The organism is Acinetobacter venetianus RAG-1 = CIP 110063 (genome assembly GCF_000368585.1).
Lineage (GTDB): Bacteria > Pseudomonadota > Gammaproteobacteria > Pseudomonadales > Moraxellaceae > Acinetobacter > Acinetobacter venetianus.
Genome location: NZ_KB849558.1, coordinates 599,746 through 625,881 on the forward strand (window position 1 = coordinate 599,746; position 26,136 = coordinate 625,881).

Consider the following 26,136-nt stretch of genomic DNA (forward strand, 5'->3'; position numbering starts at 1 on the left):
TTTATGCTTAAATTTATTTTTTTAAATGAATGTGTTTTAAATTTTAGTTAAACATGTTTTTAATCATAATTTAATAGCACCATAGATTAAATACTATTAAAAATAATCTATGGTGAGTAAAAATATTAATAATAACTGGCAATAATTACAGCACTGTTATGTTCAGGGATTTTCTCAATACTAATTTCGGTTAGATTGTTATTTTGTGGGCTGTTTCTCAAATCTTCTAAAGATACGCTTTTTGATTCAATGTTTTGTTTTATAGTGTTGATTACTTGGCAGTCTTTGTCTGAGTGGATTGTTGAACACGTATCTTCAACAATATTTCCATTAATTTGAATTGTACCCGATGAATAACTCACCGAAGCAATAGTCATTAATGATGAAAGTAATATGAATTTATAAAGATTTTTATGCATGATTATTACCTTTATTTAATGTAATTATTATTAATCTGCATGAAAATTATTATTAAGGCAATATTAATTTTGGGTTGAAGTTAAAAATATTTTTTAAATGTGAACTGTTTAATATTTTTAATAAATAATGTATTTTTAATTGATTTTTAATATTGTGATTTGATTTGTATTTTTATTTAAAATTGATAATTATGTTGCAAATAATAAAAAACCCCAAATTATATAGAAATAATTTGAGGTGAGTAAAAGTCTTATAAATTATTCTAGTCGTACTCAATCGTAACGGTTGCCATAGCGCGTACAGTTCCCGCAGTTACATTTGCCGCAGTTTGATAGTATTGTGCTGTCATTGGAACATTGTATTGAATCGTTTCGTTAGATTTTACAGTCCCAATTTCTAACTTATCGCCTTTTTTAATAACTTGGTTTTTGTTGTCATAATTCCAGAGTAATTGCACACCTACACCATTTGCTTTCGTTGAAACGGGTGCTGTATTAGAAAGTACCTGATTATTTGTGCCATCCTGAATATAATCAAAACTTAAACTAATTAGATTTTTCTCTTCATAGCCAGTAGGGTTTTGTCCACCATTACAAAGAATATTTAAATCAAATGATTGCGGGCCTTGGGTCGATCCGATTCCAGAGAATCCTGATTTAGTCACAGTTGGAAGGGTAACGACTTTATTGATATTTCCCTGTAACTCGCATGATGAAGATGCAATGGTGATCGCATTTCCGTAAACAGTACTTGTTAAGAATGGCTTACTAGCATTTCCTGTAACGTAATAAGAACTATAACGGCCGGGAACTAAAGTGCCAGAACCTGTTTGGCTTGCAGTCTTAACAATCTCTACAACAAAGTAACCCTGAGCTAAATTATACGTTGTGCCGGGTGTTAAACTCCTAGAGTAAGGATAATAGCCAGAGAAATTGGTCGCATTTTCTGCTTCACGATATAAACGAATACCGATACCAGGAATATTTGTTGTGTAAATACTATTTCCAAGGGAGCTAATTGGATAGTTTTGTGTTAAATCAGCGTAAATTCGATCAGAACTTGATGTGCAACGTAACGTAGAACCATTTGGATTAATAGGGAACGTTGCTTTGCGTAAAATAGTTCCTACTGCATCGCTAGGGCGTACGACCACGCGACCAACTGCCATGGAAATATCAACAGTTGAGAATCCAGAGCTTAAAGTACAAAATGCATTTGATACTGTGCTAAAGCCAAGACCAGCTGTGAATAAAGCACCAGTTATTAGTATTTTCTTCATTTACAAACCGCCTCAGTCATTATTAAGTTCTGTTGATCTTTAGCCAATTCAGCTGTGACATCATATGAGATTGCACATTGTTCAGCACTATCGTCACCCCATTTCACAACGAGATGATCTTGTGCTTTCTTGGTACGGAGATAGACCATACTACCCTGAGCAACAATACCTACAGCTTCATTATTTTGGTCAAATACTTGTGCTGCAAAAGGTAGGTTTTCACCATTTGCTGTTTTTGTAGCAATATAAATTGCGTAACCTGTTTTCGTAGAAAAATCGACTTTAGCAATCGCACCAGCATAAGGTGCGATACGTTGACTTGTTTCTTCTAATTCAACATTTGTCGACATTTCTTGAGGATCTAAAGTAATATCATTTAAACGATATGGCGTTACATATGGAATAACAGCATAACCGTCTTTGTTTACACTTAAACCAGTTGTGTTATTTACCTTCGCGCCTGCGGCATCAGGTGCATATATCAGTACCATCGTTTGACCTTGCTCTGGGCCAAATAAAACACCGTCTTTATGAGCAACGATATTACCAGTTAAGCTAACCATGGCTTGTTGATAAGAGTCAGCAACACTATATGAGCCACCAACAGTTGTGTAGTTTGTGCGGTAGCGTCCATTGACGTTGAAGGTTGGATTACTGCGATCTTGATGTGTTACTGATGAACCATAACTGAAACGATCACCTACAGTTCCACTTACACCAACTGTTCTACTGTCTTGAGATGCATTGGCATTCACATTCATAGAATGCTTTTTAAAGCTGAGCGGGAATGACAATGTCATCAAATATTCAGTATCACGTGTTTGATTACTAGATCCATAATCAACTTGGCGATTGATCGCAGAAAGACCGTAGGTTAAACCATGGTAATTGTTACTATAACCAATTTGGTATTGTTTAGTACTTTCATTGCGATTCCAGTAGTCAACCCAAGAGCCGACCATATAGAAATTACCCCAACCATCAGGTAAACCTTGGTTTAAGGTAATTTGGAATTCACTACGTTGCTTACCTACAGCGTAGCTATTCATACCACGATCTTCTAAATCACGAATTAAAATTGCATCACGTAATTTGTAATAATTTTCAGTCGAGTAGCGATAGGCTGCTAAGGTTAGGTTAGTATTTGTTGGCGTAATTAATTTGCTATAACTTAAACGGTAACTTTGACCTGATTGAGATTCTTTTCTTTCAAAATCAGCTTCTGAATGTGTTACGTCTAACGAGATCGCACCGATTGGTGTTGCAAAAGCAGCACCAGCCAAAACCGAAGCGTATTTCTCAGTGGCTTGAAAGCCAGTATAACCTGTGAGGTAGTTATTAATTCCTCGTTGGTATTTACCTTGCACAACCCACGGATCTAACTCGATATCGCGATCACGAAATTCACCAGCAGTTAATGAGTATCGGCTCATACCTGGTCTGAGCATTTGAACTACAGATGCATAAGGAATAGCAAATTTCTGAATCTCACCATTTGATTCGATTACAGAAACCTCAAGTTCACCACCGAAACCTGTTGGATAGAGATCATTAATTTCAAAGCTACCCGGAGCAACCGTGGTTTGATAAATTAATTGACCTTGTTGGCGAACTTCAACTTTTGCATTGGTTTTTGCATTACCACGGATGCGTGGGGCATAGCCCAACATACTATTTGGTAACATACGGTCATCACTAGAGAAATCGACACCACGATAACCAAATGAGTCGAAAATTTCGCCATTGGTAAAGCTGTCACCTAGTGTCAATACACTACGATACTGTGGGAATGCACGTTGTAAATAGGTACTTGTTGACTGATAGTTTGACTTACTTTGGTTTTCAGTCGGATTGTCTTGCCACTGCCATTGACCATTATGGCGTAATTGCCAGCCTGCAATATTTGCCCCAGCAGTAACTGCCATAAATGCATTGGTTGTTTCTTTATTATCGCCAGTTGTATTAAATGTTTTATAGGCGCTACCGCTATACGATAAAAAGCCAGCATTGATACCGCGATCCCAAATACTTGGATCGACATAACCTTGCGCATTTTTTTGTAAAGCAACTTGAGGAATTGAAATATCAATACGTAATTTTGAAGTGTCAAATTCATAGAAAGAATCTTCAATCCAATCTTCAATTTTTAAACAACTGTTTTTTGATTGATTCGCAATATGTTGCGAAAGAACGTCTTGCTTTACACCATACTCAAGTAAGGTGCTTGAATTAAAACAGGTTGTTGCATTTTCTTTTGGGTTTACAGCTTTAAACATCATTCGACGTTTGCCGAACCACTGACCATTTACATATACGTCGACGTTATATTCACCCGGTAAAACAGGGTTACCGTATTTGAATCGTGAAATATCGATTTTCTGTGCGTCACCGATTAAAAAAGAAGAGTCAAACTCAGCTTCTACAGCATTTTTTTGTGTAGGTTCATCTGCATGTACCATCACAGGCAGAGTCATGCTGATCATGCCTGAAGTAAGGTAAAAGCAAATATGACGCTTTAATAATCTGTATGTTGCGTGCTGTTTTGACATATTAAAAATCGCCTATATGGTATAGGTACTTAAAATTATTGATTATCTAAACGAATAATGATTATTGGAATTTGATCGGTCTTTCGACACGGCCACCGTAATCATTAACATTAATAAAACTCATTTTTTCAGTGTTCGATGTTTTTAACTGAACTTGATCTTCAGAAAAAGGCTTTAACATTAAACCTTTAGGCAATAAATCAACTTTCTTATCACCATTGGCCTGATAAATTGAAGTCATCGTGATATGAAAAGGGGTTGGGTTTTTAACAACAATGTTTTGACCAACACGACGCCATTGCAATTTGTCAGCAGCTAAGTTGGCATCTTCTTTGATACTTGCTGGACGATAGAAAAATTTAATTCTTGAACGAATTGCAAGTTGCAAAAAGTTATCTGGAACAGTTTCTGTACCTTTGCCTGTTGGTCTCGGTGGAATATCCAGAACGTTTAACCAAAGTACAGTTTCTTGTTTTTGATCTAGTTGTAACGCATTTGGTAAAGCCGTAATACGAAGTGTTTGACTTTTAGTTGGCTCTACACGGGAAATAGGTGGTGTAATCATAAAAGGCACTTTAGATTGGTCTGGTGTGCTTTTAGGATCACCTTCATCGATCCAAGCTTGGACGAGAGCAGGTTTTGAGCCATTATTGCTGAGTTGTAAAGTTACTTCACGTGCATCAGAAGGGTAAATCACGCGTGTGCCATGAATGATTATCTCAGCGTTAGCGGCAGTCGCCATAACTGAACAAAGTGCTAAACCAGACAAAAATTTACAACCGTTAAATGACATGCTCAACATTCTCAAAAAAGGCAGATGAATTTAAATAAAAAGAGTTTCTATGCTCTAGAACATAGAAACTCAGCGATCAACAAATTATTGATAAATAATTGTGTATTGAACGTTAGTTGTTACTTCACCAGCAGTAGATGCGCCAGTTGCATAGTATTCAGCGTAGTAGTTAAGATCTGCACTACCGCCGTCAACAACGTCAACCCATTGAGAGTTCGCTTGAGCACCAGAAGCACCAGCAGCTAAAACTGGGATTACTTGGTTGTTGCTACCTAAAAGTTGAACGTCAACGTTTTGAGCACCGCTAGCAGCTTGGTTGATTAAACGACCAGTGTTGAAATCAACAGTTGCACCTGGTTCGAAGTAAGTTGCAACTTTACCTTCTGAACAATCTTCTAAGTTGATTTGGAATGGTGTACGGCCAGCAACATCACCTGCATTCGCAAGAGTTTGTCTAGAAACTGTTGGAAGCGTAACTGTAAAATCTTTACCCGCTGGAGTAACGATGTTACAAGTTTTATCAGTCACTAAACCATTGATTGTGATAGTACCATCTGCAGCGTGAGCGCTAGCAATACCAACAACTGAAAGAGTAGCGAGCAAAGCAAGTTTTTTCATAATAATTTCTCTAAGACATCAGCTAAAAGTTTGAATTAGATTACTTTTCCAGTTAAGTTTTTGCGCTGAACAAGTAATGTGCGAAATATACCAGTAAATAAATAAAATGCAAACTGCATAACATTTTTAGCAATTCTTAAATAATTATTAAGCTGGCTGAAATAACTTGTTGTTTATTTTTTAGTTTTTCTGAAATTGTTTTCCTGATTATGTGAATTTTCAACAAAAAGTGTTGTTTTTAAGATTTATTTTTTAAGAAATAGTGGATTGTTTGTTTATTTTTTATACAAAATAATGGTTTTTTATATGAAATTTTTGTGACAGGACTGCTGTAATCATCAAAAAATTGAATCTTTGTTAAAAATAAAAGTAGAAGATTTTTAAGTTCGTTAACAAAAACGCCAAACTTTTTTTAAGATTTTTTTAAGATTCAATCCTTAGTGTTTTAGTCATGATTTGATGAAAAAATCATCTAAAGGAGCTATAAATGAACATGCTTTATACACATAAACCTAACTATTATTTCTTCGCACATAAATTTGTATTGTTCTTAGAGCAACACTTAAAAAGTCATCCTACAGAACAACATACAAGTTTTAATTTACAGACAATCTACGACTTGTTCAGCCATGATCGTGCGTCTAGTACAACCAATCTCGAAGGTATCCTAAATATCGCGGATGAGTATGTGTTAGATACAGAAGATGGGCCGCAGTCATTGATTCGTTCTTATCATGTTCATTTAGACAATCACGTCCTGACATTAGAGTTTAATCCAAAGGCCATAAATAGCTTAAAAGCAGGTCAGACATTGATTAATCCTAAAGCTGCCTAATCGCTAAGTTTTATTCCTCGTTAATACACTTAGTTATCTCCTTTGACTAAGTGTTTTTTTATCTTACTGCTTTTGATAGATGATTTGGTTATGATGTTTAAATCAATTTATCTCAATAAAGCATTATGGATAAGGATTTTAAGTCAGAAACGTACATAGTTGATGAGCATATCGCTGATACCATTTTATGGTTAATGCATCATCAAGAGATATTTGATTCATTCCATTTTGATGTACATACGCAGGAGCTATCTGTTACGCATGCAGCTGGAGTGGATGTAATTAGAGTTGGAATGTTTCTTACTGCCAAATATGGGATTTTAGTCACATCTATATGAGTGTGATTATTACAAGAAAAAAGCCTTGTCAATCGACAAGGCTTTTATATTTATGCGCTCATAGCATCTACGGAGAGTTCTGCAACTGTAGGTTTTGCTTTTTCAGCAGTTAAGCCGAGTTTTGCAAATAAGATCTGATCTTTGCCTTCCCCCGCGTTTGGTGTCGTTAACAGTTTTTCACCAGAGAACAATGAATTTGCACCTGCCATAAATGCAAGTGCTTGATCCGAGTCACTAAGGGATTCACGACCTGCTGATAATCGAATATAGCTATGTGGCATGATGATACGTGCGACAGCAATTGTACGAATCCACTCAGTCACATCTAATTTTTCCACTTCAGCGAGTGGTGTGCCTTCGATAGGTACAAGCATGTTGATTGGTACAGATTCAGGGTGTACTGGCATCGTAGCAAGCTCTTGCAATAGACCAATACGGTCGTTACGACTTTCACCTAAACCGACAATACCGCCGCTACACACTTTCATACCCGCATGACGTACATGATCAAGTGTATTTAAACGATCATCAAAAGTACGAGTGCTAATGATATGCGAATAATATTCGCGTGATGTATCTAGGTTGTGGTTGTAATAATCTAAACCAGCATCTTTCAAACGCTCAGCTTGCGATTGGTTGAGCATACCTAACGTCATGCAAGTTTCTAAACCTAAGGCTTTTACTTCACGAACCATTTCTAAGACATAAGGCATATCTCTTTCATGCGGGTTACGCCATGCAGCCCCCATACAGAAACGAGATGAACCTGATTCTTTTGCAGCTTGTGCTTCGCTAATCACTTTATCAACTGCAATACGTTTTTCTGCTTCTAATTTAGAGTCGTAATGTGCTGACTGAGAGCAATATTTACAATCCTCTGGACATTTACCCGTTTTAATCGAAAGAAGGGTGCTGACCTGAATCGTATTTGCTTGGAAATGTTGACGATGAACGCTTTGCGCTTCAAATACTAAGTCTAAAAAGGGTTGATCATATAAAGCTTGGATTTCATCACGAGTCCAGTCATTACGTAAGGTCATTGTTATATCCATGATGATTGATTACAAACATTGAGATTAATCATACAGAAATCGTGCCAAAGCCAAAGGGCAAAAAACATCAATTTTCTATCTGTTATACATTGGCTCGTTGCAATTGTTGTTGAATTGCCCAATCAATGTGTACATTGACAATCTCATCGTGCAAAGGTTTTGCTTCTTGCAATTGTGTGACTACATCAGCCGAGTATGGCGCATTTCCAAGCCCGATTGCAATATTGCGTTTAAAAGATTGGTAGCCAGTTCTACGAATCGGACTGCCTTCGGTATTGGCCAAAAAAGTTGCTTCATCCCATTGCCAAATGTCGAGTAAACTAATGTTATCTAAGCCATGTCTCGCATCAAAATCTGGGATTGTTGCCATTTTAGCAAAACTATTCCAAGGGCAAATCAACTGACAATCATCACAACCAAATATACGATTGCCGATGCCTTGGCGAAGTTCTTCAGGAATAATGCCTTTATATTCAATGGTCAAATATGCAATGCATTTCCTTGCATCTAACATATAAGGTTCAACGATCGCTTGTGTTGGGCAAATATCAATACAGGCAGTGCATGAACCGCAGTGTGCAGTTGCAGGTTGATCAAAAGGAAGTTCGAGAGAGGTAAATAGCTCCCCCAATACAAAGAAAGAACCTGATTTTTTATGAATCAGTAAAGTATGTTTTCCTGTCCATCCCATACCTGCGCTTTCAGCTAAGGATTTTTCAAAAATAGGTGCTGAATCAGCAAATGGGCGTGACTCAAAATCGCCCACTTTTTCTTTAATTTGGCTTGCTAACGTTTTGAGCCGCCCACGCATTACTTTGTGATAATCACGACCGCGTGCATAACGGGCAATAATGGCAGAATTTGGTTCAAATGGTACATAACGGGGCTGGGGGGATGCAACAAGATAGTTCATGCGCACACAAATAATGCTTTTAGTTCCTGGAACTAATAAAGTTGGATTAGCACGTTTTTCTAAGTTTTCTTCTAAATAGTGCATATCTGCATGATAGCCGCGTTCTAAATATTCTTTAAAACGAGGCATTTGATCTTGAGCATCTGGTTTGGCAATGACACAATCAGAAAAGCCCAAATCTAAAGCCTGAGCTTTTATCCATGTTTTAAGTTCTTGAGGATCAAGCTGTTGCAGCTCGATTTTATCAAGTGATTTTTCTGAAGGTGTGGATGAAGCCATAAACCAATAATAGGGGATAATATGCAACGTTCAGTTTACCATAGCCAAAGTATTCAAGCATGGGAGCAGCGTTGGTTTGCTCAGCAAAATTCCTCTTTAGGATTAATGCAACAAGCAGCTTGGTCAATATCGCAGCAACTGATTGAGCAATTTCATCAACAAAATATCCAAAATATCGCTGTGTGGTGTGGGCAGGGTAACAATGCTGGTGATGGTTATTATATTGCTGCATTTTTGAAGCAATCAGGTTTCGATGTAACGGTACTCTCAACTGAAATGGGAAGTTCTACTGATTTAAAACATGCCTATGCGTATGCTGAATCTCAGCAAGTTGAAATGAAGCCAATAAATGGTATTACAGCTTCTTTTTTTCAGAACGAGTCGTCTACAGATTTAAATAGCAATGTCATTGGTGATCTTGCGGAGTATACCCCTCATCTCCATAAGGATAGGTTAGGAGAGGTTGATTGTCATATCGATGCGTTATTTGGGATTGGCTTAAATAGAGTATTGAATGACGATTGGCAAAAAAATATTCAGTGTTTTAATGCACAAACAGGTTTAAAAATTTCGATTGATATTCCAAGTGGACTACACGCCGATACAGGACAAGCTTTACCTTGCACAATACGAGCAGATCAAACCTTTACTATTTTGGGATATAAAGCAGGTTTATTTACGGGACAAGGCAAAGAGTATGTAGGTCAATTGCATTTGGTTAGCTTAATTCCAATTGATACAGCATTAAAACCACTTGCCTATTTATCACCTGAAAAAATTGTATTGCCGAAACGTCAGGCATTTGGTCACAAAGGCAGTTACGGGCATGTACTCGTTGTTGGCGGTCATGCGGATATGGGCGGAGCCGTGATTATGTCAGCTGAAGCCGCTTTTCATGCAGGTGCTGGCAAAGTAAGTGTGATTTGTCATAGCAAACATCATCAAGCGATTTTGTCACGTTCGCCCAATATCATGGTTCGAGATATTAATGCGTTAGATCAAGACCTGATTCAACAACTATTAAAGCAAGTCGATGCGGTCTGTTTTGGAATGGGCTTAGGACGTGATCAATGGGCAGAGCGGATTTATCAGCAATGGTTCGATTTACTCAATCAAAATTCACATTTAGAAGTTGTGCTTGATGCAGATGGACTTTGGTTTTTAGCAAAGCATCCGCAACAATTAAATGGTCATATCTATGCGACTCCACATTCAGGCGAAGCAGCAACTTTATTAGGTTGTAATCCTGTTGACATTGAACAGGATCGGATAGACGCAATTTATCAACTACAGCAAAAATATGCAGGGCAATGGGTGCTAAAAGGTGCTGGTAGTTTAATTTTGGAAAGCGAATTATTTATCTGTACCCAAGGTAATGCGGGGATGGGAACAGGGGGCATGGGGGATGTATTGGCTGGCATGATTGCTAGCCTAAAAGCTCAATTTCATGAACAAATTGCATTACATGCAATTGTTAGTTTACATGCGCAGGCAGGAGATTTACTGGCTGAAAAAGGTATGAGGGGTTTGCAAGCGCATGATATGGGGAAAGTGATTTACAAAGTCGTAAATCAGTAGTCTTAACGTCTTCTAGTACTGGAACGGCTTCTACCTCTTGCCATTCCACCTAAAGCATTCAGCACTGCCATTTTACTCATACTTCCAGAAGCGTGTGCATGACAAATAGCAGCAGCAAGGGCATCGGCCGCATCAGCTTGGGGTTTAATGCTTAAGTTTAATAAGCGCATCACCATCATTTGGACTTGTTCTTTATCAGCCGCGCCATAACCCACGACAGATTGTTTAATCTGACGCGCTGTGTATTCAGCTACTTGTAAGTCTAAATTTACAAGAGCAGCAATCGCAGCGCCACGAGCTTGACCAAGCTTTAGCGCAGAATCAGGATTTTGTGCCATGAAGACTTGCTCTACCGCAGCTTCGGTTGGTCCGTGAAATTTAACGATACGTTCTACACCCGCAAAAATACGTTTTAAACGTTCGGGCATTTCCTGTGTTTCAGTACGAATCGTGCCTGCATCGACAAAACGTAACTTATTGCCATCTTTCTCAATAATTCCGTAACCTGTTAAGCGTGAACCAGGATCAATACCAATAATTAATGACATGCAGCACTATAAGAATAAAAGATTGTTGATATTGTTACATATAAGGCTTTTAGCTGTATATTTTTTTTGTATTATTTTGAATTTTAAAGAAATAGATGGTTTTGTAGGCAGCTTATATTTTGAGCTATCTCAAAACTATTTTCGCTTTTTGGACAATATGTGTCGTTAAGGCTTGAAGAGGAGCAGATTGTTGATTCCAATGGTGCCAATATAAAGCAATATCTGTTTCAGCTTCGGGTAAAATCTCAACTAAACTTTTATCTTTAAAAGCTTGTTTGAGTTGAAATTCTGGAACCATGCCATATCCCAAGCCAAGCTGGATTGCCGTGACAAAGGATTCTGAAGATGGGATAAGGTGACATGGATAAGTGCCTTTTGTTAACCCAAACATTTTTTCAAGTACGTCAAAATGAGTGTGATCTTTGTGATTGAAAATAATTGCAGGGGCAGTCCTTAAGCTTTCTCTCGTGATTCCATTCTTAAACCATTTTTTTTGAAACAATGGCGTTGAAACCATTTTATAGCGCATAGATCCCAGATGTATGGCATTACAACCTTTCATGGCTTCATTTTCGATAGAAATACATGCATTGACTGTTCCATTTTCAAGTAATGAATAAGTATGCGACTGATCGTCACAGTTAAACTCAATCATAATTTTTTCTTGAATGAGCACATCTTTCAGTGCGGGAAGCAACCAAGTTGCTAAAGAGTCGGCGTTCGTTGCGATTGTGGTTTTAAAATAATTAGATTCAGATTTACCTGTGAGACTGTATAGTAAATTTTGTTCTAGGCGTTTGCTATGTTGCAAGTATTCAAATAGATGTAGACCTGATTGAGTTAAAACGCAAGGTCTGCCGCGTATCAGCAAGAGCTGACCTAAATGCTTCTCAAGTGCTTGAACCCTCAATGTCACAGCAGATGGGGTAATACACAGTCTTTGGCCTGCATGTTCAAAGCTACCTGTCTCTGCAACAGCAAAGAAAGCTTCACATTGTTTGCTATCGAGCATAATTTCCTTAAAAAAACTTAGCTGAACTGAAATAAACTTAATTTTACTGAATTAAAAATTAAAAAAAAGATAATAACAATCTTTCAGCGTGATCTGAATGTGCAAAGAAATAAATCCCTTTAATATTTTTAGTTTGTGGAAAAAGTGAATGAGTGCATTTGTATATGGGCTTGGAATTGGCTTCTCTCTGATTTTAGCAATCGGGGCGCAAAATGCATTCGTATTAAAACAAGGTTTAAAGCAGCAGTATGTATTCTGGGTTTGTTTTATCTGTGCATTATCTGATTCTATTTTGATTTACTTCGGCGTAACAGGATTCTCCAAAGTTATTGCTAACTTTCCATTTCTCCTTACCGTGAGCAAATATTTTGGTGCAGCCTTTTTATTCTTTTACGGATTGCGCAATTTCTATTCAGCTATAAAAAATTCTTCTTCGCTAAACCCAAGTGATATTGAAAAAGATTCGTTACTCAAAATTATCGGAATATGCTTAGCATTCACTTGGTTAAACCCACATGTGTATTTGGATGCGATTATCTTGATCGGATCAATTTCAGTGCAATTTTCGGATCAACTGTATCAGTTTGCGGCAGGCACAATACTCGCTTCTTGGATATTTTTCTTTTCAGTAGGCTACGGGGCTAAGATGTTACTTCCTTTATTTAAAAGAGCGACATCTTGGAAAATTTTAGACGTTTTAATTGGGATCACAATGTGGACAATTGCTACGATGTTAATTATTTAAAATTGGAATGGGTTAAAAATTGATGTTTGGGATAATTTTTAATCATATTTACTTTTTCGTTATTCAAAATAGGTTGCTGAAACTTGATCAATTGCATAAGAAGAAAAATGTAAGAGAATTTAATTGAAAATCTTATCTATTTGACTTGTTTTTCTTAATCTATATTATGGAAAAATATTGAAATTAAATAATTTTGGAAATGGTTTTCGTAGCTCAATCTTAGTTTTTGAATGTTATGTCATCCATTTATATGAGTGGTTGAAGCAATAGGGATTGCTTATAAAAAGTAAAGTCGTGTATAGTGATAGTTAACTAGAAGAATAACTCTGTTGATTCAGCAAATCTCTAATTTCGTATGTTTGTCCAAACTTCTCGTTTTATCAGATTTTAGTGTCATAGTTTTATTATTCCAAGTTATTTGCTGCTAAGTATTACGAATTTTCAAATAGGTTAAATTTATGTCTAACACTGTGACTGGTACAGTTAAATGGTTCAATGAAACTAAAGGTTTTGGTTTTATTCATGCTGATTCTGGACAAGATGTTTTTGCTCACTTTAGCGAAATCCAAAGCAACGGCTTTAGAGTTCTTCATGAAGGACAACGTGTATCTTTTACTGTAGCTGAAGGTAAAAAAGGACCTCAAGCAACTGCTATTACTGTAGTTGCTCAAAACTAAGAATAAATATAAAAAAGCTCACTTTGGTGGGCTTTTTTATTTGAATATTAATAATTTAGAAAAATTGCAAAAAACCATTAGAAATTTAAGTGAAATTGCTTAATTTTGTCACTAATTGACCATATGTTTAAATTTTTACCCTAGCTTGATCTACGACTTTTTGCTAATTTCATTTCATATATTATTTAGGCAAATTAATAATTGCAGTACATTAAATGAGCATTAGGTTATGGAAAACTTAGAGCGATACTCTCAAGGGTTTGAGCAAGAAGTTCATGTACATTGTAAAAGATCTTTAGGTTCGTTGTTGTTCAGTTTTGTGGTTCTGATCGCAACAGGCTTATAAGAGAAAGAAAGCACCTTCGGGTGCTTTTTTCAATGTTTGAAATTTAGCCAAAACAAATTATAAAAATATAAAATGACTGGCAAGATTGAGCTTTGAGCTACAAGGAAATATTTACTCTATGTTAGGCTTATATCTATAAGAAAAGGGATAAGCCTATGGATATTTTACAAGTAAAAGATTTTTCAGCAGTGATGGGTTATACAGAAGCCATTTTGGAAATGGATGAGTGGGTCAATACTAGACCATATTTCTATATTATCAAAGATCATTATTTAGTTGATCAGGCTATTCGGCTTGAATATTTCATTGTCCAATAAGATTAAAAAATATATGGTTAAATTATGCATAGTGAAAACAATGATTGGTTTGTTCGTTATCAACTGAAAGTAACAACATTCTGGGATAAAGTTGATATAGCTGATGAGCGGAAACTCTCGTATTTAATTAATCTGTTTCATACAGCTATTCAAGAGAATGACGAGGACACAGCAGAGCTTTTAATTGATGTCGTATTTCGATTAGATAATCAAAGTATTAAGGTTGCCGCTTTAAATGAATTTTTATTGCATGATGGTCATTTTAGTCATCAAATGATTACTAAAGAGCTGCAAGATATTGGTCATCCATCAAGTGTTGCAATTATTGCCAAGATACTTGAACAAGATTTTAAACGTTTTGAGTATGATGCTTCCGACGATGGTGTAATCGCAAAATGGTTTAGTCATGCATTAGCTGATATTGGTACTGACGAAGCCTTTGAATTGTTAAGAAAATATGCAAAGAGTGAAAATAAGGAAGTCGCTAATGAAATGCGGTATCGCCTAAGAAGAATAACAGAACGTAATAACTCCCGTAATCAGACATCAAATAAGAATAAAACTAATATATTTAAGAAATTTTTGAGTTTTATACAAAAATTATAAGTAGAACTGGCGAGAGATGTTTCAAATCATAGACATAAATTTATTATTTGTTTGTTATATTAAATTTTTTGCAAGAATTCAAAAATATGAAAAAGATCTTACTTTTAGGTACAGTTGTTATGTCATTGGCAGCGTGTTCTTCAACTCCAAATAAAGACGATATGCCACCAAAAATTGGTATGGCGAATCCAGCGAGTAAATATTGCGTTGAGCAAGGTGGTCAGTTGGAAATTCGAAATGAAACAAATGGTCAGGTTGGATACTGCAAGTTGCCAAATGGTCAGGTGGTTGAGGAGTGGGAGCTATTCCGTGCTAGCCAATCGAAATGTGTTGCTGATGAGGCAAAAAAGTTAATTGGTCAATCAGGACTTAGCGAAGAACAAATTAAGCAAAAAACCAAGTCTGAGATCGTGCGTAGTGTTGGACCTAATCAACCTGTAACTATGGATTATCGAGAGAACCGCGTTACAGTAACGATTGATCCACAATCTAAAAAGATTACCAATGCAACTTGTGGTTAATTTATAAATTCTTTCTAGGCTCTCAATTGATTGATTTCAACTGAGAGCTTTTTTATGTAATAAACATAAACATCAGACTTGATAAATTTAGAAAAGAACCCATCAAATAATTTATTGAGTTTATTTTATTAAATGTGTCAGCATTGTTTTATCAATATGCACATTGTTTTATTTTGAGATTTAACATGAATCTACTTCTTATCGTGGTTTTTGGCACAATTGCTGAAGTGTTGGTTTGGATCGGCGTGGGCGATCTCGTTGGAAGTATGTGGTATGTATTCTTCTGGTTTATTATCGCATTTTTCATTGGCTTGAATATGCTGCGTTCAAGCACGTCAGGTATCATGCCTCAGTTACAGCAAATGCAAATGACAGGGCAGTTAGGTGCTGATCCAGCGGTAACTAAGAAATTAGCAATCGCGATGTCTGGTTTCTTTTTAATGCTACCAGGTTTGATTTCTGATGTAATCGCCGTTTTAGTGTTAATCCCATCGGTACAAACAGCTTTCCGCAATGCATTGATGAAAACAATGGCAAAGCGTCAACAAGCAATGATGGACCAAATGATGGGTGGTATGGGCGGTGGTGCTTCAGGACAAAGTCCATTTGTTGATTTAATGCGTCAGATGCAAGAAATGCAAAATCAACAAGGTGGTGGGCAATATCGTGACTCAACCGTGATTGATGGTGAAGCGCGTGAAGTAAAACCAGATCAAAAGAAAATTGAATTTAAAGATGTAAACTAATTCGGTTTAGTTATAGAAAAGCACACGATCAAAAGTGTGCTTTTTTATGGTTTGTTGTTTGTATCTGTAGTTTGGTTATTTTCTGCATTATTGGCGACCGTAGTCTGTTTGTCTTGAGGTTGGTATTGGCTCGGTGGCAAAGTGGTCACCTCATTTTCTGACTGTTTGTATTTTCGACTACGGTTGGCACGTTCACGAAATCCACCTTTGTTGATTAATTGAGTCATGGTGCTATTTCCATAAATTTAAAGCAATATTTTAGCAAATTATGTGAAAGATCAAAATAATACGCTTCTGTAGAAAAATTTAAAAATACTTGTAGTTCATTAAATTGACATAAAAACTTTGTAAATTTGAAAGAATCGGTCATATAACTGCATTGTAATCTCGTTTTTTTTTTCATAGGATAAAAGTACAACGGTGAAAATTGTTGTAAAAAGAAAATAAAAAATAACGAGTGGGAGGAACAAATGATGTTATATCAATATCATTGTGCATGTTGCGACAAGGTGGTCGCGTCTACAGATAAGGAATGTCCTTACTGTGGTTCTCAACATATTCGCAGCCCTTACGGTATGTGGATGTTCTGTGTTGCTGCGTGTTTAGCTGTTGTGGTTATCGTAAAACTTGCACATTTGTATTCGCAACATCATCAAGAAGAGCAACCTGTTCAAAATACGTCTATTTTTGAAGTTTTAAAGCAAGATAATATGAATTCGGGAAATTAGATTGGGGAATAAAAAAGCTCGCAAAATGCGAGCTTTTTTATTAGATGACGCAGAGCAATTAAAGACCTGCTGCATCCTTAAGGATTTCAACTTTGTCAGTTTTTTCCCAAGTAAATGCTGTATCTGAACCTTCACGGCCAAAGTGACCATAAGCAGCTGTTTGCTTATACATAGGTTGAATAAGGTTAAGCATGCGTGTGATGCCATATGGACGTAAGTCAAAATGTTCACGAACAAGTTGAATGATCAACTCATCAGATACTTTACCAGTATTGAAGGTATTGATTGAAATTGATGTTGGTTCAGCAACACCAATTGCATAGCTCACTTGGATTTCACATTTATCAGCAAGGCCAGCAGCAACAATATTTTTTGCGACATAACGACCAGCATATGCAGCTGAACGGTCAACTTTAGATGGGTCTTTACCAGAGAATGCACCACCACCGTGACGCGCCATACCGCCGTATGTATCAACGATAATTTTACGACCAGTTAAACCACAGTCACCTACAGGGCCGCCGATTACAAACATACCTGTTGGGTTGATATGGAATTTTGTGCCTGCATGGAACATTTCAGCAGGAATGATTGGCTTAACAATCTCTTCAATCACAGCTTCTTTCAACTGAGCTTGAGTAATTTCTGGGTCATGTTGAGTCGAAAGCACGACAGCATCTAAGCGAACAGGTTTGCCATTTTCATAAGCAAAAGTAACTTGGCTTTTTGCATCTGGACGTAACCAAGGTAAAGCACCTGAACGACGTAACTCTGCTTGACGCTCCATTAAACGGTGTGCGTAAGAAATCGGTGCAGGCATAAGCACATCTGTCTCACGGCTTGCATAACCGAACATTAGACCTTGGTCACCAGCACCTTGATCTTCAGGTTTTTGACGATCTACACCTTGTGCAATCTCAGGAGATTGTTTTCCGATCATATTGATTACGGCACAAGTTGAACCATCAAAACCTAAATCAGAGTGGTGGTAGCCAATACCATTTACGGTTTGACGTACGATCGCTTCGAAATCAACGTTAGCCGTTGTTGTGATTTCACCAGCAAGAACAACCGCGCCTGTTTTTACTAATGTTTCACAAGCGACACGTGCATACGGGTCTTCTCTTAGGATTGCATCTAAAATCGCATCACTAATTTGGTCAGCCATTTTGTCTGGATGACCTTCGCTTACAGATTCTGAAGTAAAAACAGCATACTCGCGCATGAACGTCCTATCATGGTTATTTTCAAAAAGACAGAGTATGTTACATCGACTTGGCTCATAGGACTAGCACAAGCTGACTAAAAACCATAAATTTATTGCATTTTCATTGTGTTTTTATTGATATGTGTATCAGTAAAGCTTATATGTGAGGATTGATTTTTAATATTTTTCTGAATAAGCGAATAGATTCTACAAACCAGAGATATTTACTTTTGCTTACGCTGTGAACATTTGTTCACATAATTGAAAATGAATGATCGAAATATAAGAAATATCGTGTATTAGACTTTACCCCATGTCGTTTTTTTAAGACAATAGTCTCAATTTTTGAAAGATGATTTCTCGTCTTCTTTATCACATTGATTTAATCGGATTCTGACTTATGACAACCCCTTTAAATGAACGTCGTATTGCTAATGCAATTCGTGTCTTGGCAATGGATGCTGTGCAACAGGCAAACTCAGGGCATCCAGGTGCACCAATGGGGATGGCAGATATCGCTGACGTCGTATGGCGTGAGTTTTTAAATCATAACCCAACAAACCCACAATGGGCGAACCGCGACCGCTTTGTATTGTCAAATGGTCATGGTTCTATGTTGCAATATGCTTTATTGCATTTAACAGGTTATGACTTATCTATTGAAGATTTAAAGCAATTCCGTCAGTTACATTCTAAAACACCAGGTCACCCAGAATATGGTTATGCACCGGGTATCGAAACAACGACAGGTCCATTAGGTCAAGGTATCGCCAATGCTGTTGGTTTTGCTTTAGCCGAAAAAACATTAGCTGCTCAGTTCAACAAAGATGACTTAAACGTTGTTGATCACTTCACTTATTGTTTCTTGGGTGATGGCTGCTTAATGGAAGGTATTTCTCACGAAGTATGTTCACTTGCAGGTACTTTAGGTCTTGGTAAGCTTGTTGTTTATTATGATGACAACGGTATCTCGATTGATGGTGAAGTAGAAGGTTGGTTCAGTGATGACACTGAGCAACGTTTTAACGCTTATGGCTGGCAAGTGCTTCGTGTAGATGGTCATGATGCAGATGCAATTCGTCAAGCAACTGTTGAAGCAAAAGCTGAAACTAATAAGCCAACAATTATTATCTGTAAAACGATTATCGGTCTAGGTTCACCAAACAAACAAGGTAAAGAAGATTGCCATGGTGCGCCATTGGGTAAAGACGAAATCGTTTTAACTCGCGAAGCATTAGGTTGGAAAGAAAATTCATTTGTTATCCCTGAAGATGTATATGCAGCCTGGGATGCAAAAGCAAAAGGTCAAACCTCTGAAGCAGCGTGGAATGAATTGTTTGCTCAATACAAAGCAAAATATCCAACTGAAGCGGCTGAATTATTACGCCGTATCAATGGCGACTTACCAGCGGAATTTGCTGCACAAGCAGATGCTTTCATTGCTGAAACAAATGCTAAAGCTGAAACCATTGCTACACGTAAAGCAAGCCAAAATACATTACAAGCATTTGGTCCATTACTGCCTGAATTATTAGGTGGTTCTGCTGACTTGGCGGGTTCTAACTTAACACTTTGGAAAGGTTGCCAAGGTGTACAAGAAAATCCAGCGGGCAACTACGTGTATTACGGCGTTCGTGAATTCGGTATGACTGCAATTGCGAATGGTGTGGCTTTACACGGTGGTTTCGTTCCTTACGTTGCAACATTCTTGATGTTCATGGAATATGCGCGTAATGCAGTACGTATGTCTGCATTAATGAAGCAACGTGTGATTCATGTTTATACACATGACTCGATTGGTTTAGGTGAAGATGGTCCTACGCATCAACCAATTGAACAAATTGCATCGTTACGCGGTACACCAAACTTAAATACTTGGCGTCCATGTGACACAGTTGAAGCAGCTGTTTCTTGGAAGTCTGCACTTCAACGTAAAGATGGCCCATCAGCATTAATTTTCTCTCGTCAAAACTTACCATTCCAAGCGCGTAATGAAGCTCAAATTCAAAACGTTGCAAAAGGTGGTTATGTACTTGCTGAAGAGAAAGGTGAATTGAAGGCAATCATCATTGCAACAGGTTCAGAAGTTTCATTGGCAATGGAAGCATATGCACAACTTGAAGGTGTGCGTGTTGTGTCTATGCCATGTGCTGAAGAGTTTATGAAGCAAGATGCTGCATATCGTGAAGCGGTATTGCCTGCACATATCCGTGCACGTGTAGCGGTTGAAGCGGCTCATGTGGATTACTGGTGGAAGTTTGTTGGTTTAGACGGCAAAGTGATCGGTATGACCACTTACGGCGAATCTGCGCCAGCAAAAGACTTGTTCCAATTCTTCGGTATTACGACTGAAGCGGTTGTTGCTGCGGTTAAAGAATTGACTGCTTAATTGAATTAAGTGGTATAAAAAAGCGTCCTGAATAGGGCGCTTTTTTATATTTGTGAGTTGAGTTTCTTAAAACAATAGTGATAGAAAGTTAAAGAAATTATGAAATACTCTTTGGTTTTATAAGTGAATAAAAATTATTATGAATTACATGCACCCATATTTATTTTCAATAATTTGTAAAATCGCAGCTAACCAGACTTATTGTTTTGAGTGTGATGAATGGCGTTTAAAACTTAGAGAAGCTTTATTTGAACAAAGTACCATGGCTGATCTCGATATGGGGTTTGAAGCAGAAATACTTTTTACAAAAGATCCAAAACAAAATTTATGCAAATATCAATTATTTAAATATACAGACAGTTTAATTCAAAGCTTGAACTACGTTGAGAATTTATCTATTTGGCGGGTCTTTGGAGTCAATTGTAATGATGAGTATGAAACACATTTTTTGAAGATGGCAAGCTTGGATATGGTTCATAATTTTGAAAAACCAGAGTTATTTCCGCAGTATAAGACCAAAATTATAGAACTGGTTAACATGCTTTTAGCCAATAAGTATGGCTATGAGTTAAGAAGTGTTGATGAAAAATATATTAAATTAGACCAGAAACAGGAGCTTTTCTATTGTCCAGATGACAAAAGTGAAGCGAATTGGTATGACTTAATTTATATGATCATAAGTCCAGAGGCAAAACAGATCATTCCTCAGCATATGTTAGAGGGATTTAAATGTCAGGAACTGAATTATCAGTTTACGATTAATTTTTTATAAAATATGGTCTTTAATATAAAGACCATATTTGTATCTCTTACCCGACACTTAATTCACTCTGAATCGAAATATTAGAAGTTAGTAATTTATGAACAGGGCAGCTCTCAGCTACTTTGAGTAATCGTTTATGTTGATCCTCGGTAAATTCACCTTTTAAGATAATTTTACGTTCAATATTATTTTGACCTGATTCAGGATCACCATTTGGGTTTAATGCTAAATCAACTTGAACATGCTCAAGCTTAATACCTTTGTGATTTGCATACATTTCTAACGTAATCGTGGTACATGCTCCAAGAGCGGAAAGAACAAGCTGTATTGGATTTGGTGCAGTATCTTGCCCACCTTTGTCCATAGGCTCATCTGCATACCATGTATGACCAGAAGTATCTGTAAGTGTTACACGATAAGGAGTTGCTGTACTTAATGCTTGTGCTGAATGAGTCATGTTTTACCTTATTGTTTATCTTTAAAAATAAAAATGATTGTACCTAATCATGCAGTGTTCACTACTGATTGTGGAGTATCGAATAGTCTAATCATATGTTGTTTAGCTGGGCTGCGTAATACTTTTATTGTTGCACCGATGAAACATATCGTTTTATAAAGAATAGTGAATAAAAATACTTGATGTATACACTAATACTCATATCAAACAAGGATACGAAAAATGCAATTTAAAACATTAAGCTTCGGTTTAGCATTCGCTTTAGCAAGTTCTGTAACATTAGCTGCGCCAGTGGACTATAAAATTGACCCAACACATACAGCAACAGTATTTAGTTGGAATCACTTTGGCTTTTCTACACCAAGCGCTAACTTCACTGATATTCAAGGTGTGATTAAAGTTGATAATGCGAAACCTGCAAATTCATCAGTAGAAGTGACAATTCCTTTAAGCAGCGTAAATACTAACGTAGCGGCTTTAGATAAAGAGTTCCAAGAAGAAGCTTGGTTTAATGCAGCTAAGTACCCAAACATTACTTTTAAAAGTACTAAAGTAGAAACCAAAGATAAAAAGCATTTCAAAATTACAGGTGATTTAACTGTTAAGGGTATTACTAAGCCAGTTGTATTGGATGCAGTATTGAATAAGCAGGGTGAGCACCCAATGGCAAAAGTACCTGCTATTGGATTTAATGCAACAACTTCATTTGATCGTTCTGCATTTGGTATCGGAAACTATGTGCCGAATGTTGGCGATAAGATCACTGTAAATATTACGACTGAAGCAACAGCAGCGAAGTAATAGTTATACACTTAAATGTGAAAAAAGCTCACGATGAATATTCGTGAGCTTTTTTATTTGTACTGTAATTATGGCCAATAACTATGACGTTGCATTAAATGCATCTGAATAGATGACATAGCCACTTGCTACATGGTCGGTAAAAGCAAGAATTTGAAAATACTCTGCTGGAACACCTTTTAAGATCAATCTAGCATCAGCCTTAAACCCAAATTTTCCATAATAATTAGGATCACCGAGTAATAAGCATCCTTTTGCATTCAGTGTCTTTATTCTATTCAAACCTTCTCTCATAAGTTCAGAACCTATACCTTTTCCTTGATATTCAGGAATAACGGAAATAGGACCTAAGCCATACCAGTCTGTCGTACCATCGGAAATTGATACAGGTGAAAAGGCGATATGGCCAACGATTTTGCCTTGAGTTTCAGCAACTAAAGAGACAGTAAGTTGTTTGGCTGCTCTAAGCGCATTTACGATAAATTGCTCTGTATGGCTAGAGTATTCTTCATCATTAAATGCTGCTTTGGTTAAATCAAAAATTGCTTGGATGTCAGTGTTTTGTTCATCACGGATTTGAATATTCATTTTAATTGCCTACATGTTTTTAAATAACTGACGAAGCAAAAGTATGTTGCTGCTTCATCAGATGATTGTTAAGGATGTTTATTGATTATCGAGTTGAGGTCGTACGTTTCTAAGCCCATTCAAATTGATTTGATAGGGTTGTCCTTCCTGTGATTTGATCAATCGTTTCTTTTTAAGTTTTCGAAAAACAACGAGAGTGCAATCATATAAGACAAAACCTTCACGGCTATAGCATTCTACAGCGATGAGTTGTCCAGATTCATTTTTGAGTTTTACGATTTTTCCGCCTTTGGCTAAGACGTGTAAAGTCCGTTGTTCAGACTTGGATAGGTTCATGTTGGAATCCTGATATAAGTAATCAAAAGCAAAGATAGGCATGCAGCCTGAAAATTCGCGTTGATAACCCATTTCAAATTTTCATTGAAATATGGTTATCAGATTACTGCTATCCCCAACATAAAATCCTCGATGTAGATTGGATATGAAATATATGATTTGAATATATAGGTGCTTATATTTAAAGTAAAGGATTATGTGAATTTTACTTTATTTGTAATGGGTTATGATCATGTGTAGTCTGATTTTCTTGATCAATTTATAATAAAAGCATTATTTATTAAAAGCCTTTAAACATATAGCTTGAATTTTATTATTAAGGTAAGACAAAGATGGATGATCAACTGTTTATACAGAAAGCAGTAGATTTAGCATTAGAAAATGCAAAATCAGGTGGTAGACCTTTTGCAGCATTGGTTGTGAGAAATGGTGAAATCATTGCTACAGGTGTCAACCAAATCAAATTAACCAATGATCCTACAGCACATGCAGAGCTATTGGCATTGCGTGAAGCTGGCAAAACTTTAGGTAATCCTAATTTAGAAGATTGTATCGTCTATGCAAGTGGGCAGCCTTGTCCGATGTGTTTAGCTGCGATGCGTATGGCAGGAATTAACCAAGTGCGTTATGCATTTTCCAATCCTGATGCAGAACCATTTTCATTATCGACAGCAAATCTTGCTGAAATGCTGAGAATGCCGCCTGAAAAACAAGAGGGATTAATATTTAAACAAATTACGCCGTTGCAGAACTTAGATTTATATAAGTTATGGCAAAGCTATCAAGAGAAATAACTTTATGTGCACTTGAACCTTACTATTATCACTTTTTAGTCTGTTTCTCTTTCAGTAATAAATATGCTGGTGTGGATTTCTTGGCTTGACGACGGAGCATGATTTTGATGTATAACACGATAGCAAAACATGCTGTAGCAACCGTAAGCATAATACTATTCATATAACTCATAATTGAGCTGACATAACCAATTGTTGCCAAACGCCGTTGCATTCGTTCAACTTGAGTACTGGATTCTATACCTGTAATTGCCCACGTACAGAGATGTTCACAATTATTAATAATCAAATGGTAATGGTTTTCATGCATACGTGAGCGCATACGCCGAACAACAGCCTTTGCTTTGTAGCGTGGTGATTGGTAGTCTCTTGTGTGGATCGTTTTTCCACGTGCGAAATGTTGGATAGAGGTCATTTCAATCGGATGCTTTTTGAAAATATGAGCAAAACCTGAGTAATGGATGACCCGTCCACGACCTGCATAAATTCCATGATGGCTATAACCAAAGTGTTTTACGATCAGGTGTGCACCAAGAGGGAAGCGTTGATGTTTTTGCTGCATGCTGATACAAAAATATTGTATTTATAGTGTTATTTTAGTGAAAAATAATGAATCAATCGAGCATATTTAGACATAGAATCCTATGATTATGTGTTGAGTTTGTATCTGCTGTTTTCAGGATTGATTTTGCTATGTGAAAATAATAAAAATTGGCTTCATATATAAAATGACGATGAAGATTTGGCTTTTAGCTTTTTTATCAATGTACTCAGTAGCTGAATTACATGCAGCACAATATCAAAGTATTCAGGTCGATCAGATCACGTATGACGTGATTAAAGTTGAAAAACTAGATCAGTTAGAATTATTTTTAAAAGATAAAAATTCAGATCGTTATTATCATAATTTTTCTCGTCTTCAAGCAAATCTTCCAGCTTGTGCTCAAATGAATTTTGCAATGAATGCAGGAATGTATCATGTGGACTATCAGCCTGTGGGTTTGTATGTAGAGCAAGCCAAGCAAACATCTCAGTTAAATGAGAATACTGGTTTTGGGAACTTCTTTATGCAACCAAATGGCGTACTGGCATGGAATCATCAAAATGCTGTAATTCAAACCACGGCAGATTATAAGAAAAGTAAATTTAGGGCGCTTTTTGCGACACAATCAGGGCCAATGTTAATCAATCATGGAAAGATCAACTCCCAATTTTTGCCAAAATCAAATTCTTTAAAAATCAGAAATGGTGTAGGAATCAAAGATAATCAATTGTATTTTGTGATTTCACAACAGAGGATGAGTTTTTATCAGTTTGCCCAATTTTTTAAACAGCAATTGCAGATTGATCAAGCTTTGTATTTGGATGGTTCGATTTCAAGCTTATATTTAAATGAAACTAAACGACATGATAAAAGAACGAATTTAGGGCCAATTGTTGTGGAAATAGATAGAAAAGCCTGTAAATAGTAAAAAGCCCTAATCTTTCAAGGAGAGATTAGGGCTTTCTTTCTTATTGTACTGGTGGATTGATCATCGCCAGTAACTCTTTGCGGCTGTAGCCGCGAGAAATCAGTACTTTCTTGATGCCTTTAATGACATCTTCATCAGTTGCTTTTACTAAAGCATCCAATAGTTGTTCATTTGATTTGCAAGAACAATCATTTTCAACGCAAGAAGTTTGATTCTTCTGTTCGTTATACTGTTGATCTGCACTGAACATTTTTTGCCAAAAACTCATAGAGCCTTCATTCACAAACTAACATAGATCGAAATATAGCCGCTTTAAAATAAAAAACAAGTCAGCTAAAGTGATAAAAGCAGCAATCGAACTTCAATTTTTTCGATAAACATTTGGAAGATAAACGAAATTATGACGATTTAATGACTTGATCTTTGATA

At 36.7% G+C, this 26,136-nt stretch carries 31 protein-coding genes; 15 read left to right on the forward strand and 16 right to left on the reverse strand.

The genetic code is table 11. The features are described 5' to 3' along the window. Window positions 1–125: 125 nt before the first annotated feature. From F959_RS08415 to F959_RS08435, 5 genes are all read right to left on the reverse strand, one after another. On the reverse strand, window positions 126–419 hold the full coding sequence (locus tag F959_RS08415; protein ID WP_004879112.1) for a type 1 fimbrial protein: 294 nt from the start codon (window positions 417–419) through the stop codon (window positions 126–128). Between the two features lie 263 nt (window positions 420–682). Then, the gene (locus F959_RS08420) at window positions 683–1,699 is read right to left on the reverse strand and encodes a fimbrial protein (protein WP_004879114.1); all 1,017 of its coding nucleotides are present in this window, start codon (window positions 1,697–1,699) and stop codon (window positions 683–685) included. Next, window positions 1,696–4,248, reverse strand: a complete 2,553-nt coding sequence (locus tag F959_RS08425) for a fimbria/pilus outer membrane usher protein (protein WP_017196671.1) — start codon at window positions 4,246–4,248, stop codon at window positions 1,696–1,698. Before F959_RS08425 ends, F959_RS08420 begins: the two co-directional genes overlap by 4 nt. 61 nt (window positions 4,249–4,309) lie before the next feature. After that, the gene (locus F959_RS08430) at window positions 4,310–5,041 is read right to left on the reverse strand and encodes a fimbrial biogenesis chaperone (RefSeq protein WP_004879118.1); all 732 of its coding nucleotides are present in this window, start codon (window positions 5,039–5,041) and stop codon (window positions 4,310–4,312) included. A gap of 84 nt (window positions 5,042–5,125) precedes the next feature. Beyond that, the gene (locus F959_RS08435) at window positions 5,126–5,659 is read right to left on the reverse strand and encodes a fimbrial protein (RefSeq protein WP_004879120.1); all 534 of its coding nucleotides are present in this window, start codon (window positions 5,657–5,659) and stop codon (window positions 5,126–5,128) included. Window positions 5,660–6,146: 487 nt separating this feature from the next. Here F959_RS08435 and F959_RS08440 point away from each other — a divergent pair, with 487 nt between their 5' ends. Both F959_RS08440 and F959_RS08445 read left to right on the forward strand, forming a co-directional pair. Continuing rightward, a complete protein-coding gene (locus F959_RS08440; RefSeq protein WP_004879121.1) occupies window positions 6,147–6,494 on the forward strand; it encodes a hypothetical protein in 348 nt (115 codons plus the stop codon). 125 nt (window positions 6,495–6,619) lie between these two features. Beyond that, window positions 6,620–6,832 (forward strand): hypothetical protein, encoded by a 213-nt coding sequence (locus tag F959_RS08445; RefSeq protein ID WP_004879124.1) that lies wholly within the window; start codon window positions 6,620–6,622, stop codon window positions 6,830–6,832. A gap of 50 nt (window positions 6,833–6,882) precedes the next feature. On the opposite strand, the gene bioB is transcribed toward F959_RS08445, so the two are convergent. Together bioB and queG are read right to left on the reverse strand one after the other, a co-directional pair. Then, entirely contained in the window at window positions 6,883–7,872 is a 990-nt protein-coding gene (gene bioB, locus F959_RS08450; protein ID WP_004879125.1) for a biotin synthase BioB, read from the reverse strand. Between the two features lie 94 nt (window positions 7,873–7,966). Continuing rightward, window positions 7,967–9,076 carry a tRNA epoxyqueuosine(34) reductase QueG gene (queG, locus tag F959_RS08455; RefSeq protein ID WP_004879127.1) on the reverse strand — a complete coding sequence of 370 codons (1,110 nt, stop codon included), beginning with the start codon at window positions 9,074–9,076 and terminating at the stop codon, window positions 7,967–7,969. A gap of 21 nt (window positions 9,077–9,097) precedes the next feature. Between queG and F959_RS08460 the strand changes: the two genes are divergently transcribed. Beyond that, window positions 9,098–10,654, forward strand: a complete 1,557-nt coding sequence (locus tag F959_RS08460) for a bifunctional ADP-dependent NAD(P)H-hydrate dehydratase/NAD(P)H-hydrate epimerase (RefSeq protein ID WP_004879129.1) — start codon at window positions 9,098–9,100, stop codon at window positions 10,652–10,654. A 2-nt stretch (window positions 10,655–10,656) separates the two neighbouring features. Here the strand turns inward: F959_RS08460 and ruvC are convergent, their stop codons facing one another. Together ruvC and F959_RS08470 are read right to left on the reverse strand one after the other, a co-directional pair. Beyond that, window positions 10,657–11,202, reverse strand: coding sequence for a crossover junction endodeoxyribonuclease RuvC (ruvC, locus tag F959_RS08465; protein ID WP_004879133.1), 546 nt, complete (start codon window positions 11,200–11,202; stop codon window positions 10,657–10,659). A 124-nt stretch (window positions 11,203–11,326) separates the two neighbouring features. Continuing rightward, window positions 11,327–12,214, reverse strand: a complete 888-nt coding sequence (locus F959_RS08470) for an ArgP/LysG family DNA-binding transcriptional regulator (RefSeq protein WP_004879134.1) — start codon at window positions 12,212–12,214, stop codon at window positions 11,327–11,329. A 148-nt stretch (window positions 12,215–12,362) separates the two neighbouring features. On the opposite strand from F959_RS08470, the gene F959_RS08475 reads away from it, so the two are divergent. From F959_RS08475 to F959_RS08495, 6 genes are all read left to right on the forward strand, one after another. After that, window positions 12,363–12,959, forward strand: coding sequence for a LysE/ArgO family amino acid transporter (locus F959_RS08475; RefSeq protein WP_004879135.1), 597 nt, complete (start codon window positions 12,363–12,365; stop codon window positions 12,957–12,959). Between the two features lie 458 nt (window positions 12,960–13,417). Beyond that, on the forward strand, window positions 13,418–13,636 hold the full coding sequence (locus tag F959_RS08480; protein WP_004879138.1) for a cold-shock protein: 219 nt from the start codon (window positions 13,418–13,420) through the stop codon (window positions 13,634–13,636). A 501-nt stretch (window positions 13,637–14,137) separates the two neighbouring features. Beyond that, complete coding sequence (locus F959_RS16750) at window positions 14,138–14,299, forward strand: hypothetical protein (RefSeq protein WP_004879143.1); 162 nt, start codon at window positions 14,138–14,140, stop codon at window positions 14,297–14,299. Window positions 14,300–14,323: 24 nt separating this feature from the next. Beyond that, window positions 14,324–14,905 carry a HEAT repeat domain-containing protein gene (locus F959_RS08485; RefSeq protein ID WP_004879145.1) on the forward strand — a complete coding sequence of 194 codons (582 nt, stop codon included), beginning with the start codon at window positions 14,324–14,326 and terminating at the stop codon, window positions 14,903–14,905. A gap of 86 nt (window positions 14,906–14,991) precedes the next feature. Further along, window positions 14,992–15,426, forward strand: coding sequence for a putative hemolysin (locus F959_RS08490; protein WP_017196670.1), 435 nt, complete (start codon window positions 14,992–14,994; stop codon window positions 15,424–15,426). 185 nt (window positions 15,427–15,611) lie between these two features. Next, complete coding sequence (locus F959_RS08495) at window positions 15,612–16,172, forward strand: FxsA family protein (RefSeq protein ID WP_004879149.1); 561 nt, start codon at window positions 15,612–15,614, stop codon at window positions 16,170–16,172. A 44-nt stretch (window positions 16,173–16,216) separates the two neighbouring features. Here F959_RS08495 and F959_RS08500 read toward each other — a convergent pair whose 3' ends face one another. After that, window positions 16,217–16,399, reverse strand: a complete 183-nt coding sequence (locus tag F959_RS08500; RefSeq protein WP_004879151.1) for a hypothetical protein — start codon at window positions 16,397–16,399, stop codon at window positions 16,217–16,219. Window positions 16,400–16,642: 243 nt separating this feature from the next. Between F959_RS08500 and F959_RS08505 the strand changes: the two genes are divergently transcribed. After that, window positions 16,643–16,900 (forward strand): hypothetical protein, encoded by a 258-nt coding sequence (locus tag F959_RS08505; protein WP_004879152.1) that lies wholly within the window; start codon window positions 16,643–16,645, stop codon window positions 16,898–16,900. Window positions 16,901–16,958: 58 nt separating this feature from the next. Here F959_RS08505 and metK read toward each other — a convergent pair whose 3' ends face one another. Next, window positions 16,959–18,125: a methionine adenosyltransferase gene (gene metK / locus F959_RS08510; protein ID WP_004879155.1), complete on the reverse strand. Its 1,167-nt coding sequence runs from the start codon at window positions 18,123–18,125 to the stop codon at window positions 16,959–16,961. A 382-nt stretch (window positions 18,126–18,507) separates the two neighbouring features. Here metK and tkt point away from each other — a divergent pair, with 382 nt between their 5' ends. Further along, a complete protein-coding gene (gene tkt / locus F959_RS08515) occupies window positions 18,508–20,496 on the forward strand; it encodes a transketolase (protein WP_004879158.1) in 1,989 nt (662 codons plus the stop codon). Window positions 20,497–20,635: 139 nt separating this feature from the next. Continuing rightward, a complete protein-coding gene (locus F959_RS08520; protein WP_029424837.1) occupies window positions 20,636–21,268 on the forward strand; it encodes a hypothetical protein in 633 nt (210 codons plus the stop codon). Window positions 21,269–21,305: 37 nt separating this feature from the next. Here F959_RS08520 and F959_RS08525 read toward each other — a convergent pair whose 3' ends face one another. Beyond that, window positions 21,306–21,716 carry an OsmC family protein gene (locus tag F959_RS08525; protein ID WP_004879162.1) on the reverse strand — a complete coding sequence of 137 codons (411 nt, stop codon included), beginning with the start codon at window positions 21,714–21,716 and terminating at the stop codon, window positions 21,306–21,308. A gap of 222 nt (window positions 21,717–21,938) precedes the next feature. On the opposite strand from F959_RS08525, the gene F959_RS08530 reads away from it, so the two are divergent. Next, window positions 21,939–22,517: a YceI family protein gene (locus F959_RS08530; RefSeq protein WP_004879164.1), complete on the forward strand. Its 579-nt coding sequence runs from the start codon at window positions 21,939–21,941 to the stop codon at window positions 22,515–22,517. Between the two features lie 81 nt (window positions 22,518–22,598). On the opposite strand, the gene F959_RS08535 is transcribed toward F959_RS08530, so the two are convergent. Both F959_RS08535 and F959_RS08540 read right to left on the reverse strand, forming a co-directional pair. After that, on the reverse strand, window positions 22,599–23,105 hold the full coding sequence (locus F959_RS08535) for a GNAT family N-acetyltransferase (RefSeq protein ID WP_004879167.1): 507 nt from the start codon (window positions 23,103–23,105) through the stop codon (window positions 22,599–22,601). A gap of 78 nt (window positions 23,106–23,183) precedes the next feature. Continuing rightward, on the reverse strand, window positions 23,184–23,441 hold the full coding sequence (locus tag F959_RS08540) for a YjhX family toxin (protein WP_004879169.1): 258 nt from the start codon (window positions 23,439–23,441) through the stop codon (window positions 23,184–23,186). A gap of 332 nt (window positions 23,442–23,773) precedes the next feature. On the opposite strand from F959_RS08540, the gene F959_RS08545 reads away from it, so the two are divergent. Further along, entirely contained in the window at window positions 23,774–24,235 is a 462-nt protein-coding gene (locus F959_RS08545) for a nucleoside deaminase (protein WP_004879171.1), read from the forward strand. A 28-nt stretch (window positions 24,236–24,263) separates the two neighbouring features. Here the strand turns inward: F959_RS08545 and F959_RS08550 are convergent, their stop codons facing one another. Further along, window positions 24,264–24,797 carry a lecithin retinol acyltransferase family protein gene (locus F959_RS08550; RefSeq protein WP_004879172.1) on the reverse strand — a complete coding sequence of 178 codons (534 nt, stop codon included), beginning with the start codon at window positions 24,795–24,797 and terminating at the stop codon, window positions 24,264–24,266. A gap of 172 nt (window positions 24,798–24,969) precedes the next feature. Between F959_RS08550 and F959_RS08555 the strand changes: the two genes are divergently transcribed. Continuing rightward, window positions 24,970–25,704: a phosphodiester glycosidase family protein gene (locus F959_RS08555; RefSeq protein ID WP_029424836.1), complete on the forward strand. Its 735-nt coding sequence runs from the start codon at window positions 24,970–24,972 to the stop codon at window positions 25,702–25,704. Between the two features lie 43 nt (window positions 25,705–25,747). Here F959_RS08555 and F959_RS08560 read toward each other — a convergent pair whose 3' ends face one another. Then, entirely contained in the window at window positions 25,748–25,975 is a 228-nt protein-coding gene (locus tag F959_RS08560; RefSeq protein ID WP_004879177.1) for a hypothetical protein, read from the reverse strand. Between the last annotated feature and the right edge of the window lie 161 nt (window positions 25,976–26,136).